Genomic DNA, 14,837 nt, shown 5'->3' with positions numbered 1-14,837 from the left:
TCGTGCAAATCCTATCACAAGCACGATTTTTCGCAGGCCTCATGCGAGACTGCGAGCGTAATACCATGCAGAATGTCCGTTTCGCTCACCGTAAACGCATCAATGCCGGCGAAATCGAGCACTTCGAGCAGGATGAGAAGCCCCACGACCATCACGGGCGCGCGCTTGGGATCGAGCCCCACCACCTGCATTCGCTCAGAAAGCGGCAGGACGGCCAAGCGCTCGTACACCTCGAGCAGATCCTGCCGGGAAACCAGCGCCTTGTGAACGCGCGAGGAGTCGTAGGTCTCCATGCGCTCGCGGATGCTGACGACGGTCGTCGCCGTGCCCGCCACCGCGACGACACGCTCGAGCAACGCCGCCTCTTTCGCCTGATCGGCGAACCAGGAAGCCATCTGCTCTCGAATCCATGCGCGCGCCCGGGCAAGCTCCTCGAGCGCAGGCGGGTCGCTCGCCAGGAACTTCTCGGTCACACGGCGGCATCCCACGTTGAAGGAATGCGCGCACAAAGGCTCGGCGCCACCCGTTCCCATGACGACCTCGGTCGAGCCGCCGCCCACATCGACCACCATGAGGCGCTCGCCCGGAAAGTCGATCGAGGCGCCCGAGAACGACAGCGCGGCCTCGCGGGATCCAGGGATAACGGAAAGCTCGATACCCCGTTCGCGCAGACGCGCTGCAAAATCGGCGGCGTTGCGCGCGTCGCGAGCTGCCGATGTCGCCACCGCAACGGTGCGAACCACCGGATGATCAGGCGTCGAGAGCGAATCGCGCACCGCGAGGAACCCGTCGATGGCTCGAACGACGCGGTCGATCGCCTCGGGCTTGAGCTCGCCCGTTGCGTCTACCCCTTCACCGAGGTTGGTGATGGCGTATTCCCGCGTGAGCTCGCGGAGCCCCGACTCGTCCGCATCGACGACGAGCATACGGCACGTCACCGTCCCAATGTCGATTGCGGCATACCGCCCGCAGCGCATTATTTCTCCCCGAAGATCGGATCGAGCAGCTTGGAGTACCACGTCTCGGGAGCGGGGATGCTGCCAGGCACGATGCTTGCCGTGAACGTCGAGTCGTCATCGAGGTCGAGGCCGTACACGGTGACGGCGTTCTCGCCCTTCGAGACCCAGCCGAACTCCTGATGGGCGCGATCTTCCACGCCCGCATCGGTCGAAAGCGCGTCGACCGTCGCCTGAATCGAGTCGTTGCGCTGCTCGATGGCGGCATATTCCGCCTGGAGCTGGTCGCGCTCTCGCACGGAATGGTAGAGCTGAGCCGCTGAAGGGTAGAGGAACGACACGGTGAACACCAGGCAAAACGCCGTGACCGCGGTTGCGATGAACCAAGGCTTCCTCACAAGGCGCGCTGCGGGTTTTTGAGAGTCGCCGCCGCGGGTGCGCCGCGACGCGGACGATGATTCCTCGTTCTGCATGCGGGAGGAGCGGCGATGCGCCGAGCCCATTTCCCCCTTGTACACCGCGGCGCGCGAGCCGCCTTCTCCAGGCGCAGCGTCACCGCCGCCGCCGTACTGGCGCGCGAACTTGCGGTCCGCCTTGTCCTTGGCGTGCTTGCGCTTGAGCTTCTCGAAGCGAGAAAGCGTCTCGGGCTCGCGCTCAGCTTGCTCGGGATTCTCCTCTTCAAGGGAATCGTCCCAGGCAAGACGGCTGTCCGCGTAAGCATCTCGCGATTGCGCTGAATATGCGCGTCCATCGAAGGCCCCCCTGTTGGAGGCGGGGCGTCGGGAATCATACGAGCCGGAACGAACGTCGCGGGCGCTGTCGTACGAGTAGCGACCGTCGCCGCGGACGTCGCCGAACGAGCGCGAGCGGGCATCGCCACGGGCACCGTCGAACGAGCGCTGGCGGATTTCACGGGCGTCGTCTTCGGAATAGCGCAAGCGCTCCGCCGCGCGGGCGGCATAGTCGGAGCCCCGGCGCGTGCGGGCGGCCGCATATGACCCCGAGCGCTCGCGGGAGGAATGCCCCGTTCGGGAAGAGCGCGCATCGCGCGTTGCGTATCGAGAGGAATCGTGTGAGTGCGAGCGGTCGCTTTGCGCGCGACGCGCCTTGTCAAACGAAAGGATTTTCGCCTGGTGTGTCAACGAATGGCCCCTTAGTGCATCGTGGTTTGATAAGAGTGTGTGTAATGCAAGAAGCTCTTCGCAGGATACCACACAAACGAAGCGCCGGCACATGGGAAAACGGCCGGCGCTCTGTGATGGTTTGCTCTATCTTTGACCCGCTGAACAGCCCCGATGCTATCACGAGAAAAATAGGGGGCGAAGATTGGTACTCTAGAGGTCAAGCTGCTTGATATAAGAATTCCATTTCTTGAAGGACTCGTCGCTGATGGCGTGCTCCATCAAGCACGCTTCCTCTTCGGCCGTGTCCTCGGGAATGCCCAAAACCTTGGTGAGGAACTTGCGCAGAAGCTCGTGGCGCTCGAGCACCGCCGCGCCATAGCGATAGCCGTTTTCCGTCAGCGTGACGTCGCCGTAATAGGGCTGATCGGCGAAACCCTTTTCCTTCAGGGCGTTCATCGCCTTGTTGACAGAGGCCTTGGAAACCCCCAGTTTGTTCGCGATATCGACCGAGCGCACAGAGTTCTCGGTCGTTCCACCCAGCATGACGATAGCCTCAAGGTAATCCTCATGCGACATGGAGACTTTTTCCATTTCCATCCTCCAATCAGCGCTTTTTTCTATGGTACCACAGCGCGAAGGGTAACGGGGAAGGTCTTAGCTGTGGCTAACTTTAGTAATACCGGTAGTACGCCGCACAGCTGCCTTCGCTCGACACCATGCAAGGCCCCACCGGGTTCTCCGGCGTGCAGACCGTGCGGAACAGCGGGCATTCGTTAGGAGCCATGCGAGCTCGCAACACATCGCCGCAGCGACACCCCTTCGGGTCGTGCGTCGGCTCGACATCGGGCTCGAAGCGGCGAACCGCGTCGAAGTCGGCGAATTCCTCGCGGATGCGATACCCCGAGCCGGGGATATCGCCCAAGCCGCGCCACGTGGCCGTGCAGGTTTCGAAGACCTCGTCGATCGCGGCGAGGGCAACAGGATTCCCCTCGGGCATGACGCCGCGCGCATACGCTATCTCGATTTCAGCGCGGCCCTCGTGCAGCTGGCGCACGAGCATGGCGATGCCCTGCAGCACATCGACTGGCTCGAACCCGGTGATCACACCGGGGATGCCGTACTTCTCCGCCAGGAAGCGGTACGGCTCAGCACCGATGATGGTGCTCACGTGACCAGGGAGGATAAGTGCGTCGAGCTCGAGCGTGGGATCGCCTACGAGCAGCTCCAACGCGCCGGGCATGTTCTTGTGCGCCGCGAACACGGTGAAGTTGGAAAGCCCCATGGCCTTCGCGCGCTTGATCGCCATAGCCACAAGCGGAGTCGTCGTCTCGAAGCCGACGCCCACGAAAACGACCTCCCGCTCGGGATGCGCCTTTGCGAAGGCGAGCGCGTCGAGAGGCGAGTAGACGATCTCGACCGAACGACCCGCGGCCTGCTCCGCAAGCAAGCTCGAAGTGGACCCGGGAACGCGCGTCATGTCGCCGAAGGTAGTGATGGTCACGTTCGGGATGCGCGCGAGCGCGATCACCGTGTCGATGTCGCGGTTGCATGTGACGCAAACGGGACAGCCGGGACCCGACGCCAGGCGCAGCCCCTCGGGCATCAAATCGCGGATGCCGTTGCGCGCGATGGCAACGGTATGCGTGCCGCACACCTCCATGAGCGTCGCGTGCTCGGGCGCAAGGCGGTGGATGGTCTCGATGAGACCGCGCGCGAGCTTCGGGTCCTTAAAGGCCGAGAAATCGATGTCGGCCGCATCCTCCAAGGCGCTCATACGGCGACATCCTCAAGCTGTTTAACCAGTTCAATGGTCTCTTTCGCATAATCGGCATCGACGACTTCGATAGCGAAGCCGGCATGCACCAACACGTAGTCGCCGACGTTCGCCTGCGGCGTGAGATCAAGCGCCACCTCGCGCGTGACGCCGAGAATCTCTGCCGTCGCCAAATTGTCCGATTTCTTTTCCGTGATCAACGCGGGTATTGCCAAACACATAGGCACTCAGTCCTTTTTTACTCGTCGTGCGTCGTCTCGTCTTGCGCACATGCTATCACAGCCTGGCCGTAGGAGATGCATCCGTCGTTGGGCGGCAGCTCGCGATTGACGGCAACGGTGAAGCCCTCGTCCTGCAAAGCCGCGAGCGCATGCTCGATTATGAAGCGGTTCATGAACACGCCGCCCGAGAGCGCCACCGTGGACACGCCGTAAACGCTGTACGCAAGCTTCGCCGCGTTCACGATGGCTTCCACAAAAGCACCGTGGAAGCGGCGGGCGATGGTCGCTGCGGGGATGCCCGCCTGCATGTCGTCGAGAAGCGCCTTGAAGGTGGGCGCCGCGTCGAAGAGCAGGACCGACGTGTCTTGGGCGGTCGACTTCGACGTCGCGGTGTTCTTTGTAATGGCGACCGAGTAACGGCTGTTGACGCCCGCCTCGTCGGTCGAACCACCGTCAGGAGATGCGGCCGGCCCCATGGCAGCCTCCAAGAGAACCGCCGCCTCGCTTTCGTAGGTCGGATGCTCGCATATCCCTAAGATGGCGCTCGCCGCGTCGAAAAGACGCCCGACCGACGAGGTCATCGGCGTGTTCAAGCCGCGCTCGATCATCTGGTCGCAAAGGTCGGCCTGCTCGCCAAGCGCATCGAGTACCCGCTTCGCCGCCGGGTGTTCGAGCAGGTCGAACTCCCACAGAACGCCGTACGCCATGCGCAAGGGATTCTTCACGCAGGCGGCACCGCCCGGCATGGGAACGTAGGCGAAGTTCGCGAACCGCTCATAGGCCTGCACGTTTGCGAGCAGCACTTCCCCGCCCCAGATAGAGCCGTCCGCGCCGAACCCTGTTCCGTCGAAGGCGATTCCGCATACCGCGCCCGAAAGGCCGTTCTCGCCTATGACCGAAGCGATGTGCGCATGGTGATGCTGCACCTCAACCAGTGGGATATTGAGCTTTCTCGCCTGCTCACGTGCCCATTTCGAAGCGAGGTACTCAGGGTGCGCATCGCAGGCAAGGCGCGTCGCGCGCAGCTCGAAGAGCTTCTCGAAGCGGCTTTTCGCGTCGAGCCAGGCGTCGAACGCCTCGGCGTTTTCCAGATCGCCCACATGCTGGGAGACGAACGCCTCCGAACCGCGGACGAAAGCGAAGGTGCTTTTCTGCTCCGAGCCCGCCGCAAAGAGCACCGGGGCGACCGCAGCAGCTTCGTGGCCTGCGGTTTCGGAAGCGTCTTCGGTGCAGGCGGCAGTGGTCGTTTTGGGGTCCGCGACAGTATCAGGGCTCGCGTCGGCGGCAGCCTCTGGGTTGGTGTTCGCCTGCGCCAGCTTCAACGGCACGGGCGCGAACCCGCGCGCACGGCGGATCACTTGCACGGCAGCACCCGCAGAGCCCGCCGAAATGATGCGAACCACCGAGTCGTCGTAGCGAGAAAGGATGGCGCGATCGTTGCCCAGCACGGCGCACACGATGCCCCCGAGCTTCCCGCATGCTTCGGCATCGTCGGTGACGATCGGCTCATCGTGGATGTTTCCCGAGGTCATCACAAGCATCGGAGGTTCAGGGACGCCCATTTCCTCAAGGGTGCGGGCGAAATCGTGCAGCAAAAGGAGCTGAACCGGGGTGGCGGGGAGCATGACGCCGAGCTCGGGCAGCTTGTCGGCAAGGCCCGCAGCAAGCGCCACGCCCTGACGCTTCTTCAGCAGCACGATCGGACGCGCCGGATCGGCGAGGGCCTTTTCTTCCTCGGGCGTCACCTCACAGACGCTGCGCGCCGCCTCGGCGTTCGCCATCATGACCGCGAACGGCTTGCCGCCGCGGCGCTTTCCCTCGCGAAGCCGAGCGATCGCCTCGGCGTTGCGTGCGTCGCACACCAGGTGGAACCCGCCGAGTCCCTTCACGGCCACGACTTGTCCGGCGCACAGCAGATCGACCGCCCGCGCGATAAGGGCATCCGAGGTCTCACGCGTCTTTCCCCAGGTGATGCGCCAGCCATCGGGAAGAGCATCGGAGGACACGTCCCCCGCCCCACGCGTCGGGAAGTCCTCGCCCGGCGTCGCCTCGCAGTCGGGACGCCACGCCAAAGAAAGGTGCGGGCCGCATTCGAAGCACGCGTCCGGCTGCGCGTGGAAGCGGCGGTCGAGTGGGTCGGCGTATTCGGCAGCACAGCGCTTGCACATGGGGAAATCCTTCATGGACGTGCTCGCGCGATCGTAAGGCAGCGCGTCGATAATCGTGAAACGAGGCCCGCAATTGGTACAGTTGATGAAGGGGTAGCGGAAGCGGCGGTCATTCGGGTTGAACAGTTCCGCCGCGCAGTCATCGCAGGTGGCCAAATCGGCTGACACGAGCGTGGTCTCTTGCACCGCGGCGTCGTCCGAGAAGCGGATCTCAAACGAGTCGAAGTCCTGAAGGGGCACTTCCTTAAGCTCGATTTCCTTCACCTGCGCCGCCGTGGGCGCGTTCTCGGAAAGCTCGATCACGAACTCGTCGAGCAGGCGGCTCTCCCCTTCCGCATGGATGTTCACGCCGTCCGCCGCGTTCAAGACCCATCCGTTGATCAGGTATTTTTTCGCCATTCGGTAGACAAAGGGTCGAAACCCGACCCCTTGGACGATTCCCGTCACATGAATATCGAGCGCCTCGATCATGCTTCTCACCCTCAAAAACTCAGACAATACAGAAAGCCGCGCCCCTCTTGCGACGGGCGCGGCGCGAATCAGCAGGGACCTACAGCTCGGCCAGAATCTCGCGAATGACGGCGGCAAGCGCGCGCAGCGTCACTCCCGAGTTATCGGGGAGATGCAGGTGCACGCACCGTCGGCCGCGGCTTGCCAGCGTGAGCAAATCGCCCGACGCCTGCGCCTTCGCGAGCGCGCCCAGGCTTTCCGCCTCGCGCTTGAGCGGGATGTCCTTCAGCTCGTCGGCCGACAAAATGAGAAACACGCCGCAGTTCGGGCCGCCCTTCTGCAGCTGGCCGGTGGAGTGCAAATAGCGCGGGCCCACTTCCAGGCACGACGCGACGTGGCGCGATTCGCCCACCCCGTGGCGGATGTCCTCGAGCGCTTCGCGGCGCCCCTCGCCTGTGAACGGCAGAAACGCGTTCAGCGCGAAGAAATCGCCCTGCTGGATGCTGCCGAGCAGCGCCCGCAGGACAGCTCGCACGTCGGTGCAGTCCTTAAAGCACGGGGCCAAGCGCACCTCGACCTCGCCCATGTGCACATCGCCAATGAAGTCCTGCACGAAATCGGGCTCGGGCTGGCCCTCGGCGAGAATCTTTAAAACCTCGGCCTTCGCCGACGCGACGTCGGGCTGGTCGAACGGGCACACGCGCATGAGGTAGCCGCACATCGCGATGGCGTATTCCCACATCACGAAGTGTTCGGCAAGCTCGAGCGCGGAGTCGATCTTGAAGTTCAGGCGCGGGATGGCCGGGTCGATATAGGCGAGGCTCATCTCGAAGTTCTTGCGCTCGTCCCACAAGTCGGTCTTCGTCTGATACATGATGACGCTGCGATCGCCTGCATCGCGCGCGAGCAGGAGCGAATCGACCTCGATGTTCGGCAGGATGCCCTGCCCCTCCTTGCCAAGCGACTCGGCGACGAGCTGCTCGATCCAAAGGCCCAAGACGCGCCCGCGCTTCGGCGTGAGGAACGAGAACTTGTTGCGGCCCTTAAGGTAGTTGTCGTAGAGGAACGCGGCGAGGTTGATCGCCGGGTTGTCGATGGAGTCCTCGCTGCAGCGCTCTTCGGCGTCCTTCGCGTGGGCGATGAACTGCTCCAGGTCGATGCCGGCAAGTGCTGCGGGCAGAAGGCCGAAGATCGACAGCGCGGAGAAGCGCCCGCCGACGGTGGGCTCGCCGTTGAAGACGGCCAGCCAACCCTCTTCGTGCGCCTGGCGCTCGAGCTGCGAGCCAGGGTCGGTGATGGCGACCAGGTGGTTCGCGAAGTTGATTTCCGGCGCCTGCGCCTCGAGGGCGTCGCGCAGCGCAGAAGAGAGCAGGCGCGGCTCGATGGTGCCGCCCGACTTCGAGGACACGATGACGAGCGTCGTCGCGGGATCGCAGTCGGCGAGCAGCTCGCGCATGCGCACGGGAGAATCGGAATCGAGCGTCTTGAACGAGACGCGGTTTGCCCGAACCGTGTCAGACTTGTTGTATTTCGTGATGGTCATGGGCGCTTGCGTGGATCCGCCCTGGCCGATGAGGACGACGGTCTTGATGCCGCTCGCCACCACATCGTCAGCAAAGCGCTGAACTTTCGCGAGGTCGCACTGCGGGCGCATGCCCAAATCGACCCAGCCCATAAAGTTCTCGGCGGTCTCGCGCGCACCGTCGGAGAAATCATAAAGCGATGCGTCCTTGGCCAGCACACGGCTGGCGACGCATTCCTTCACAAGCGTTTTCGCAGAAGGGTATAACTTTTCCATGTCGCTTGTCAGCATGTGAACCTTCTTTCGGTATCGTGTAGGCCCCCTCAAAGGCACGCACGACTTGAATTATCCTCGAACCCTGTGGTGGAGTTATGGACAAGTGGGGAAACGGGTCGAAATCACCGCGTTTCGCCCCGCGCAAAAAGCGCCCGCCGCGAACGCGACGAGCGCTTTTGACCTCAATCGAGAAACCTGCGGCGAGAATCCTGCCGCTTACAGTCCCAACGCCTTCTTGAGCGCGCTCACGCGCCTGCGGCTTACGGGGATCTTCTCCTCCACGCCGTTCAGCGTGAGCAGCAGCGTGCCGCCGGAGACCGACTCGATTTCCTCGACCATGGAAAGGTTCACCAGGTACCCGCGATGCACGCGGAAGAACCCGTGGCCGTCCAGGCGCTTCTCGAGCTGAGCCAAGCTCACCGTGGAGAAGTAGCGGTCCGTGTCGGTTTGCAGGTATGCGTAATCGTCGCGCGCCATGACGAAGCGGATCTTATCGATGCCGATGAGAATCTTCTTGCCGCCCTTTTCCACGGGGATGCGCTCGGACTTCTGAGCCTGCACATGCAGCGAGACGTGCTCGCGCACGCGCGCAAGCGCCTGGGAGAGGCGCTCGGTCTCGACCGGTTTCACCAGGTAATCGATGGCGTTGACCTTGAACGCGTCGAGCGCATGCTCGCTGTAGGCGGTGACGAACACCACCGCGGGCGGGAATTTCAGGTGCTGCAGCGCCTCGGCCAGTTGCAGGCCGGTGGCTTCCGGCATGTTCACGTCGAGGAACATGACGTCGCAGGGGTACTCTTTGAGCTTTTCGATAGCCTCGCGCACACTAGCCGCCTCGGCAACAACCTCGGTCTGGCCAAGTTCGTCGAGCAGGAATTTCAATTCGGAGCGCGCGGGGGCCTCGTCGTCGACGATGATTGCTTTGAGCATATAAGCCTCCCAGTTCGTGTTCGATGATGCCGCTTCTGCGCCTTTCGCAGAGCGTACTCCTAACGGTCGATTATAAATCAAAGCATCCAGAATTTGTACGTTATGCGGCATCATTTCGAAACAGCGTCGGGCAGGGTTGGGCGCGGTGGGAATGGCCGAGGGTGAGACGGGGGTCAAAGCGAGACGCTGCCGGGCGATTCACCTCGCTTGGCGACTCTCGCAGGTGAATCGAGCACCTGGCCCCGCCTCAGACAGACTCCGCCCCCCCCCGCACCAACCGTCGAACGACGCGCCGACCGCAGGGCGACCCGGCGCGCCAGCCCATTACAAATCGAGTTCCATCAGGCGGGCGATGGTGAGCGCGTAGATTTTGAACGCCTTCTTGAGCAGCTCCTCGGGCACCGTCTCGTCCGGGCCGTGCATGCCGCCTGCCCATTCGGGCATCTCGATCCACGGCATCTCGGGGCCGAAGCTCGCGGCGCAGGAGAACTTGCGCGCGTACGTGCCGCCACCCTGCGTGAAGGGCTTGGCGTGCTCGCCCGTGGCCTCGTTGTATGCGGAGAGAAGCGCCTGGACGTAGCCCGATTCGGGGTCGATGAGGAACGGCTCGACCGTGCGCGTCGCCTCGCAGTCGGCGCCCACCTCGCTCGCAAGCGCCGAAAGGGCGCTCGTGAGCTCCTCGGGCGTGGTCGACGTGGGGAAACGGCTGTCGAGCGTCTGCTTCACGCGCCCGTCCTGCATGCAGATGGTGCCGCCGACGACGGTTAGTTCCCCGAAGTGCTCGTCGGCGGTCTTGATGCCGAGGTTCGAGCCGTCGGTCGCGCTCGTGAGCTTGCGAACCAGCTCGAAGAATGCCCGCTCGTCCGCCGTGCACACGTCGTTTTCCAGAAGATAGGCGACGAGCAAGTCGATGGCACTTTTGCCGAGATGGGGCAAGCTCGCGTGGGCCGCCTTCCCCTGCGCGTCGATGCGCGCGGTGCCCTCGCCCGCATCGGTGACGACGATGCCCTCGGCCGCGGGAAGTGTTGATGCGTCGGCGCGCACGATCGCGCGGGCGATGCCCGGGACCGCGTTCGACGCCGCGCCGCCCTCGATGTCGATGATCGCGCCGCCCTCGAAGCGCTTGCTCGTGAGCGTGGCGTCGTAGAGGCCCTTCTCGCCGTAGCTCACCGGGAACTCAGCGTCGGGCGTGAAGAGAAACGCCGGGTCGGCAAAGCGCTCGCGGTAATACGGGACGTCGTGCATGCCCGTTTCCTCGTTCGCGCCGAAGATAACTCGAATCGTGTAAGGCAGCTTTTCGCCCTTGTCGAGCCAGAACTTCACCGCGTGGAGCGTCGTGATGATGGGGCCCTTGTCGTCGATGACGCCGCGACCCATGAGGTAGCCCTCGCGGCGCGTGACGGCGAACGGCTCGACCGTCCAGCCAGGGCCGGCGGGAACCACGTCGACATGTCCGATGATGCCGATTTGCGTATCGGATTCGCCCGGCAGGTCGGCGTATCCCACGTAACCGTCGACGTCGTGGACCTCAAAGCCCATACCACGCGCGATGTCGAGTGCCTCGGTAAGCGCAGCTCGGGGGCCGGGGCCAAACGGTGCGCCGGGTTTTGCCGCCGGCAGGTCCTCCGTGCTCTCGATGCGCACGACACGCTCGATGTCCGCGACGATGCTTTCCCAATTCTTCTCGAGATACGAATCGATCTCGCCCGCAAGAACGTCTTCCACGAGGCAGCCTCCTTGGTCTTGTTGCTATCGCACCAACTTTACCCCAGTGCGCAGCCCGCGAACAGCCCGCAATCGCGCGATTCGCGAAAGGAGGATGAGAGCTGGACGAGCGCGGGGCGCGGGGAGACGCGGGAAGGCGCCTGGACCGCGCGCGGAGAGCAAAGCCGGGCGCGGAGCAATTTTGTCATAGACGCGTATGCGCGCTTCCGTTATACTGTGAAGGCTGATGTGCCCGAGTGGCGGAATGGCAGACGCGGCGGTCTCAAAAACCGTTGTCTCACGACGTGCGAGTTCGACTCTCGCCTCGGGCACCAGTTTTCTCGCAAGCAAACCGCCGATTAGGCGGTTTTTTCATGCCTTCAAGCCCCACTCCCCCTTGAGACGGCCGAATGCCTCGAGCCCAAGCGCGCACGTCGTCGAACGTTCTTCACAGCTTGTTGCACTAATTTTGTTTGGTTAGGTTAACTTCTATCCACCTTTCGCGGTATACTGCCAACCATGTTAGATAGAGCGAACTTCTCATCACTGCCATCGCGCGGCAGTGAGCTCGCGCTGTTTACCTCGACAGGCCGGCACGAAGTCCACCGAAAGGCGCAATCCGAGATGAGCCAACAAGCATTGACGCAAACGCCCCGACGGGAAGAGCGAGCAGCAGCCTTTTCCTCCCCCGCACTGTCTCGCCGCGCAGTGGGAGGGCGGGGAACTCGCACACTGCGTTTGCCGCACACCGCCGCCGAGCGGCGCGCAACTCCGCGCACGCCCGCTCCGCCCGGCACATCCCTCTCGCGACGCGCAGACGACCCAGCTTCACCTTTCTCACTAAAAGCGGCCTCCGCACACTGCACCGACCAGGCAGAATACCGCTATCGCATCGAAGCGGGGAAGGCGTGCATCCTCTTTGCCGACTCCTCGTCGAAAGACCTGACCATCCCTCGGGCCATCGACGGCGCTCCCGTCACCGCAATTGCCGCAGGCGCGTTTTCCGATCTCGTGGCCCTCGAACGCGTTTCCCTTCCCAACTCGCTTACGTCCATCGGCGCCGAGGCATTCGCCCGCTGCACGAACCTTCGCGACGCGAAGCTAGGCTGCGCCCTCGAATCCATTGGCGAGGGAGCGTTTCGCGGCTGTTCGCACCTCGAACGCCTCGATTTGCCAAAGTCGCTGACGAGCATCGGAGACTCAGCGTTTTCAAACACGTCGCTTTCGCAGCTGATAATCCCCTCCTCTTGCGTGAACATCGGCGGCGACGCCCTGTGCACCGGGCCATCCTTCCCCGGATCGGCGGGACTCGCATACGCGTCTTCGCTCAGCGAGGTATCAGTCGCCCCGGGAAACCGCGCCTACGGGATGCACGGCGGCGTGCTGTGCCGCGAGGTGCCCGACGGTCGACTCGATGCCGTGTTCTGCCCCGGATCGGCCGACGACGTCGTGCTCGGCGAGCGCGTGCGCTCGGTTGCCCCAAGCACCTTCGCGGGGACCCATCGCATCGCGCATCTAATCGTTTTCGAGACCGTTTCCTTCCCCGAGAAAACGCCGCCGCTTCCCAATCGCGCATGCGACCGCCTCACCATCGACTTCTCAACCCCGCGCGGCACATCCTGGGAAATCTCGCTCGAGCTGCCTTCGGGCGCCGTCCGCAAATGCATCATCGACGCGGCGTTTCTCGGAGGACGCATCCATCCCGAAGCACTAGCCTGCGCCTATGATGATTCGCTCCCCCAGGTCAAAGATGAATTCGAGCAGACACGCCTCATGGCCGCGCGCCTCGCAAGGCCCGTCTTGCTCGACGAAGCGCACAAGGCGCTCTTCCGCAGCGTCGTCGACGAGTCGTTCGTGAGCCTTTGCGTTCACGCCGGCGCCCGCAGCAACTGGGAAACGCTCGACGACCTCATGGATTCGGGAATACTCGACGGCGAGCGCGCGCCTGAGGCCGTAAGTGCGCTCAACCGGTTCGGGTTCACGCTCGCCGCCGCGCATGTCATCGACGGAAAGGAGAAACGTTTTGGCAGCCAGTGCATCGACTACGGAATCTAGCGCATCACCGGCAACTGCGCACGTCCTCGTCGAAGCAGCAAGCATCGCGCAGGGAGCAATCGAGAATGCGCGGGTTTCCCTCATGGCGCAGCTTCCCTTTATGGACGTCGCGCTGTGGCGCATGCCGCTTGTGGCGCGCCTTCAGGAGAACGCGTTCGAAACCGACGGGCGCCTTCTCTGGTTCGACGCTGCGCAGGTGATAGACCTGTACCGAAAAAGCCCCAACGAAGTATTGCGCGGATACTTCCACACCATCATGCACTGCGTCTTCCGCCACCCCTTCGACGACAAACACCCCGCACGTGCCCTTTGGGACATCGCATGCGATGCATCGGTCGAGGCGACCGCGATCGAACTGCTCGGAACGGGCTTCCCAAGCGCGCAAGACGGCACGGCGAAACGTATGCTTGGCAAAATCCGCGAGAGCTGCCCAACCCTCACCGCGCAGAGCATCTATCGCGCGCTCGTCGGAGATGGCGAGGAAAACCCGCCAGAGCTCTCCCCCGCTTTCGCCGCTTCGCTCGAGAACGTGTTCGCACGCGACGGGCACGAGGCGTGGCCGCGCACCAACGAGAACGCCTTTTCGATGAAAAGCACAGGTGACGAGCTTTTCCTTATGCCGTCCGACGGAACCGACAAGCTCAGCGGGAAACCCGATGACGACGCGGACAGCGAGGATAAGAGCCGCTCTCCTGGAGCTAACATGCCCGGAATGGCGGCACCATCGTCGAGCAGCAACGCCGTGCTCGGGGACATCGAGGACCCCGACGCGATCGTCGATGTGGAGTCCTCCGAGGAAGCCGAGGCAACCTTCGAATCGATGGACGGCGTATCCTTCTCCGATTTCTCAGACATGAGCTGGCAAGATATCAGCTCGCAGATCGATATGGACATGGAGGCGTTCTCGGACAAGATCGGCCTCAACGTCGGAACCTTCCAGGTGAACCTCACAGTCGCAAATCGCAAACGATACGACTACCGCGCGTTCCTCAAGCGCTTTTCCGCGCTGTCGGAGGAAATGAAGACAAGTCCCGACGAGTTCGACTACATCTACTACACGTACGGGCTTTCGCGATACAAGAACATGCCGCTCATCGAGCCGCTTGAATACCAGGAGTCGAACCGCATCCGCGACTTCGTCATCGCCATCGACACATCGGCGTCGTGCGCCGGAAAGCTCGTGCGCACCTTCGCGGAGAAGACCTACGACGTGCTGAAAAACTCCGAGGGCTTCGGCCACAAGGTGAACATCCATGTGATCCAGTGCGACTGCGACATCACGCGCGACGTGAAGATAACCTCGATTCGCGATATCGACCGCGCCTTCGAGGAATTCGTCACGCGCGGCTTCGGCGGCACCGATTTCCGCCCCGTGTTCAAATACGTCGACGAGCTTGTTCGCACACGCGAGCTCGCGAACCTGAAAGGGCTCATCTATTTCACCGATGGCCTGGGGAAATACCCCAAAAACCCACCTGCCTACGAGACGGCGTTCGTGTTCGTCGACGAAACGCCGCGAGAAAGGAAGGTGCCACCTTGGGCAATGAAGGTGATCATGGACGAAGACGACGTATTCGAGCTGTAAGGAAAGCTCGGCAAAGATACCGACAGTTAGGCGCCTTACGTGCCGCGATGCGCGGCGGCGGGCGGCCGTTCC

General features: G+C 63.1%; 11 protein-coding genes and 1 tRNA gene. 3 read left to right on the top strand and 9 right to left on the bottom strand.

Annotation, left to right across the window (positions count from 1 at the left end):
* Positions 1–14 precede the first annotated feature (14 nt).
* The 9 genes from Q0I65_RS02665 to Q0I65_RS02625 all read right to left on the bottom strand — a co-directional run bounded on the left by Q0I65_RS02665 (position 15) and on the right by Q0I65_RS02625 (position 11,146).
* A complete protein-coding gene (locus tag Q0I65_RS02665; protein WP_296059496.1) occupies positions 15–977 on the bottom strand; it encodes a Ppx/GppA family phosphatase in 963 nt (320 codons plus the stop codon).
* The gene (locus Q0I65_RS02660; RefSeq protein ID WP_296059493.1) at positions 977–2,098 is read right to left on the bottom strand and encodes a septum formation initiator family protein; all 1,122 of its coding nucleotides are present in this window, start codon (positions 2,096–2,098) and stop codon (positions 977–979) included. The genes Q0I65_RS02665 and Q0I65_RS02660 overlap by 1 nt, the downstream gene beginning before the upstream one ends.
* A gap of 192 nt (positions 2,099–2,290) precedes the next feature.
* Positions 2,291–2,671 (bottom strand): metal-dependent transcriptional regulator, encoded by a 381-nt coding sequence (locus Q0I65_RS02655; protein ID WP_296059490.1) that lies wholly within the window; start codon positions 2,669–2,671, stop codon positions 2,291–2,293.
* 79 nt (positions 2,672–2,750) lie between these two features.
* Positions 2,751–3,854 carry a hydrogenase formation protein HypD gene (gene hypD, locus Q0I65_RS02650; protein ID WP_296059488.1) on the bottom strand — a complete coding sequence of 368 codons (1,104 nt, stop codon included), beginning with the start codon at positions 3,852–3,854 and terminating at the stop codon, positions 2,751–2,753.
* Positions 3,851–4,075 (bottom strand): HypC/HybG/HupF family hydrogenase formation chaperone, encoded by a 225-nt coding sequence (locus Q0I65_RS02645; RefSeq protein WP_158050267.1) that lies wholly within the window; start codon positions 4,073–4,075, stop codon positions 3,851–3,853. The genes hypD and Q0I65_RS02645 overlap by 4 nt, the downstream gene beginning before the upstream one ends.
* A gap of 17 nt (positions 4,076–4,092) precedes the next feature.
* Complete coding sequence (locus tag Q0I65_RS02640; RefSeq protein WP_296059482.1) at positions 4,093–6,714, bottom strand: carbamoyltransferase HypF; 2,622 nt, start codon at positions 6,712–6,714, stop codon at positions 4,093–4,095.
* A 79-nt stretch (positions 6,715–6,793) separates the two neighbouring features.
* On the bottom strand, positions 6,794–8,506 hold the full coding sequence (locus Q0I65_RS02635) for a glucose-6-phosphate isomerase (RefSeq protein WP_296059480.1): 1,713 nt from the start codon (positions 8,504–8,506) through the stop codon (positions 6,794–6,796).
* A 201-nt stretch (positions 8,507–8,707) separates the two neighbouring features.
* The gene (locus Q0I65_RS02630; RefSeq protein WP_158050265.1) at positions 8,708–9,421 is read right to left on the bottom strand and encodes a LytTR family DNA-binding domain-containing protein; all 714 of its coding nucleotides are present in this window, start codon (positions 9,419–9,421) and stop codon (positions 8,708–8,710) included.
* Positions 9,422–9,745: 324 nt separating this feature from the next.
* Positions 9,746–11,146, bottom strand: coding sequence for a Sapep family Mn(2+)-dependent dipeptidase (locus Q0I65_RS02625; protein ID WP_296059473.1), 1,401 nt, complete (start codon positions 11,144–11,146; stop codon positions 9,746–9,748).
* A gap of 230 nt (positions 11,147–11,376) precedes the next feature.
* Between Q0I65_RS02625 and Q0I65_RS02620 the strand changes: the two genes are divergently transcribed.
* From Q0I65_RS02620 to Q0I65_RS02610, 3 genes are all read left to right on the top strand, one after another.
* Positions 11,377–11,460 (top strand) — tRNA-Leu (locus Q0I65_RS02620).
* Positions 11,461–11,749: 289 nt separating this feature from the next.
* Positions 11,750–13,180: a leucine-rich repeat domain-containing protein gene (locus Q0I65_RS02615; protein ID WP_296059470.1), complete on the top strand. Its 1,431-nt coding sequence runs from the start codon at positions 11,750–11,752 to the stop codon at positions 13,178–13,180.
* A complete protein-coding gene (locus Q0I65_RS02610) occupies positions 13,149–14,765 on the top strand; it encodes a VWA-like domain-containing protein (RefSeq protein ID WP_296059468.1) in 1,617 nt (538 codons plus the stop codon). The genes Q0I65_RS02615 and Q0I65_RS02610 overlap by 32 nt, the downstream gene beginning before the upstream one ends.
* Positions 14,766–14,837: the final 72 nt, after the last annotated feature.

Origin of the sequence: uncultured Ellagibacter sp. (assembly GCF_934643285.1) — a bacterium.
Taxonomy (GTDB): Bacteria; Actinomycetota; Coriobacteriia; order Coriobacteriales; family Eggerthellaceae; genus Ellagibacter.
Note: the sequence above shows the minus strand (reverse complement) of the source record. Positions and strands in the feature narration are given on the sequence as shown.

Bases quoted from the DNA above. Each gene is read 5' to 3' on its own strand.
- Q0I65_RS02665 (WP_296059496.1), bottom strand. From the start codon at position 977: ATGCGCTGCGGGCGGTATGCCGCAATCGACATTGGGACGGTGACGTGC.
- Q0I65_RS02655 (WP_296059490.1), bottom strand. From the start codon at position 2,671: ATGGAAAAAGTCTCCATGTCGCATGAGGATTACCTTGAGGCTATCGTC.
- hypD (WP_296059488.1), bottom strand. From the start codon at position 3,854: ATGAGCGCCTTGGAGGATGCGGCCGACATCGATTTCTCGGCCTTTAAG.
- Q0I65_RS02645 (WP_158050267.1), bottom strand. From the start codon at position 4,075: ATGTGTTTGGCAATACCCGCGTTGATCACGGAAAAGAAATCGGACAAT.
- Q0I65_RS02640 (WP_296059482.1), bottom strand. From the start codon at position 6,714: ATGATCGAGGCGCTCGATATTCATGTGACGGGAATCGTCCAAGGGGTC.
- Q0I65_RS02635 (WP_296059480.1), bottom strand. From the start codon at position 8,506: ATGCTGACAAGCGACATGGAAAAGTTATACCCTTCTGCGAAAACGCTT.
- Q0I65_RS02630 (WP_158050265.1), bottom strand. From the start codon at position 9,421: ATGCTCAAAGCAATCATCGTCGACGACGAGGCCCCCGCGCGCTCCGAA.
- Q0I65_RS02615 (WP_296059470.1), top strand. From the start codon at position 11,750: ATGAGCCAACAAGCATTGACGCAAACGCCCCGACGGGAAGAGCGAGCA.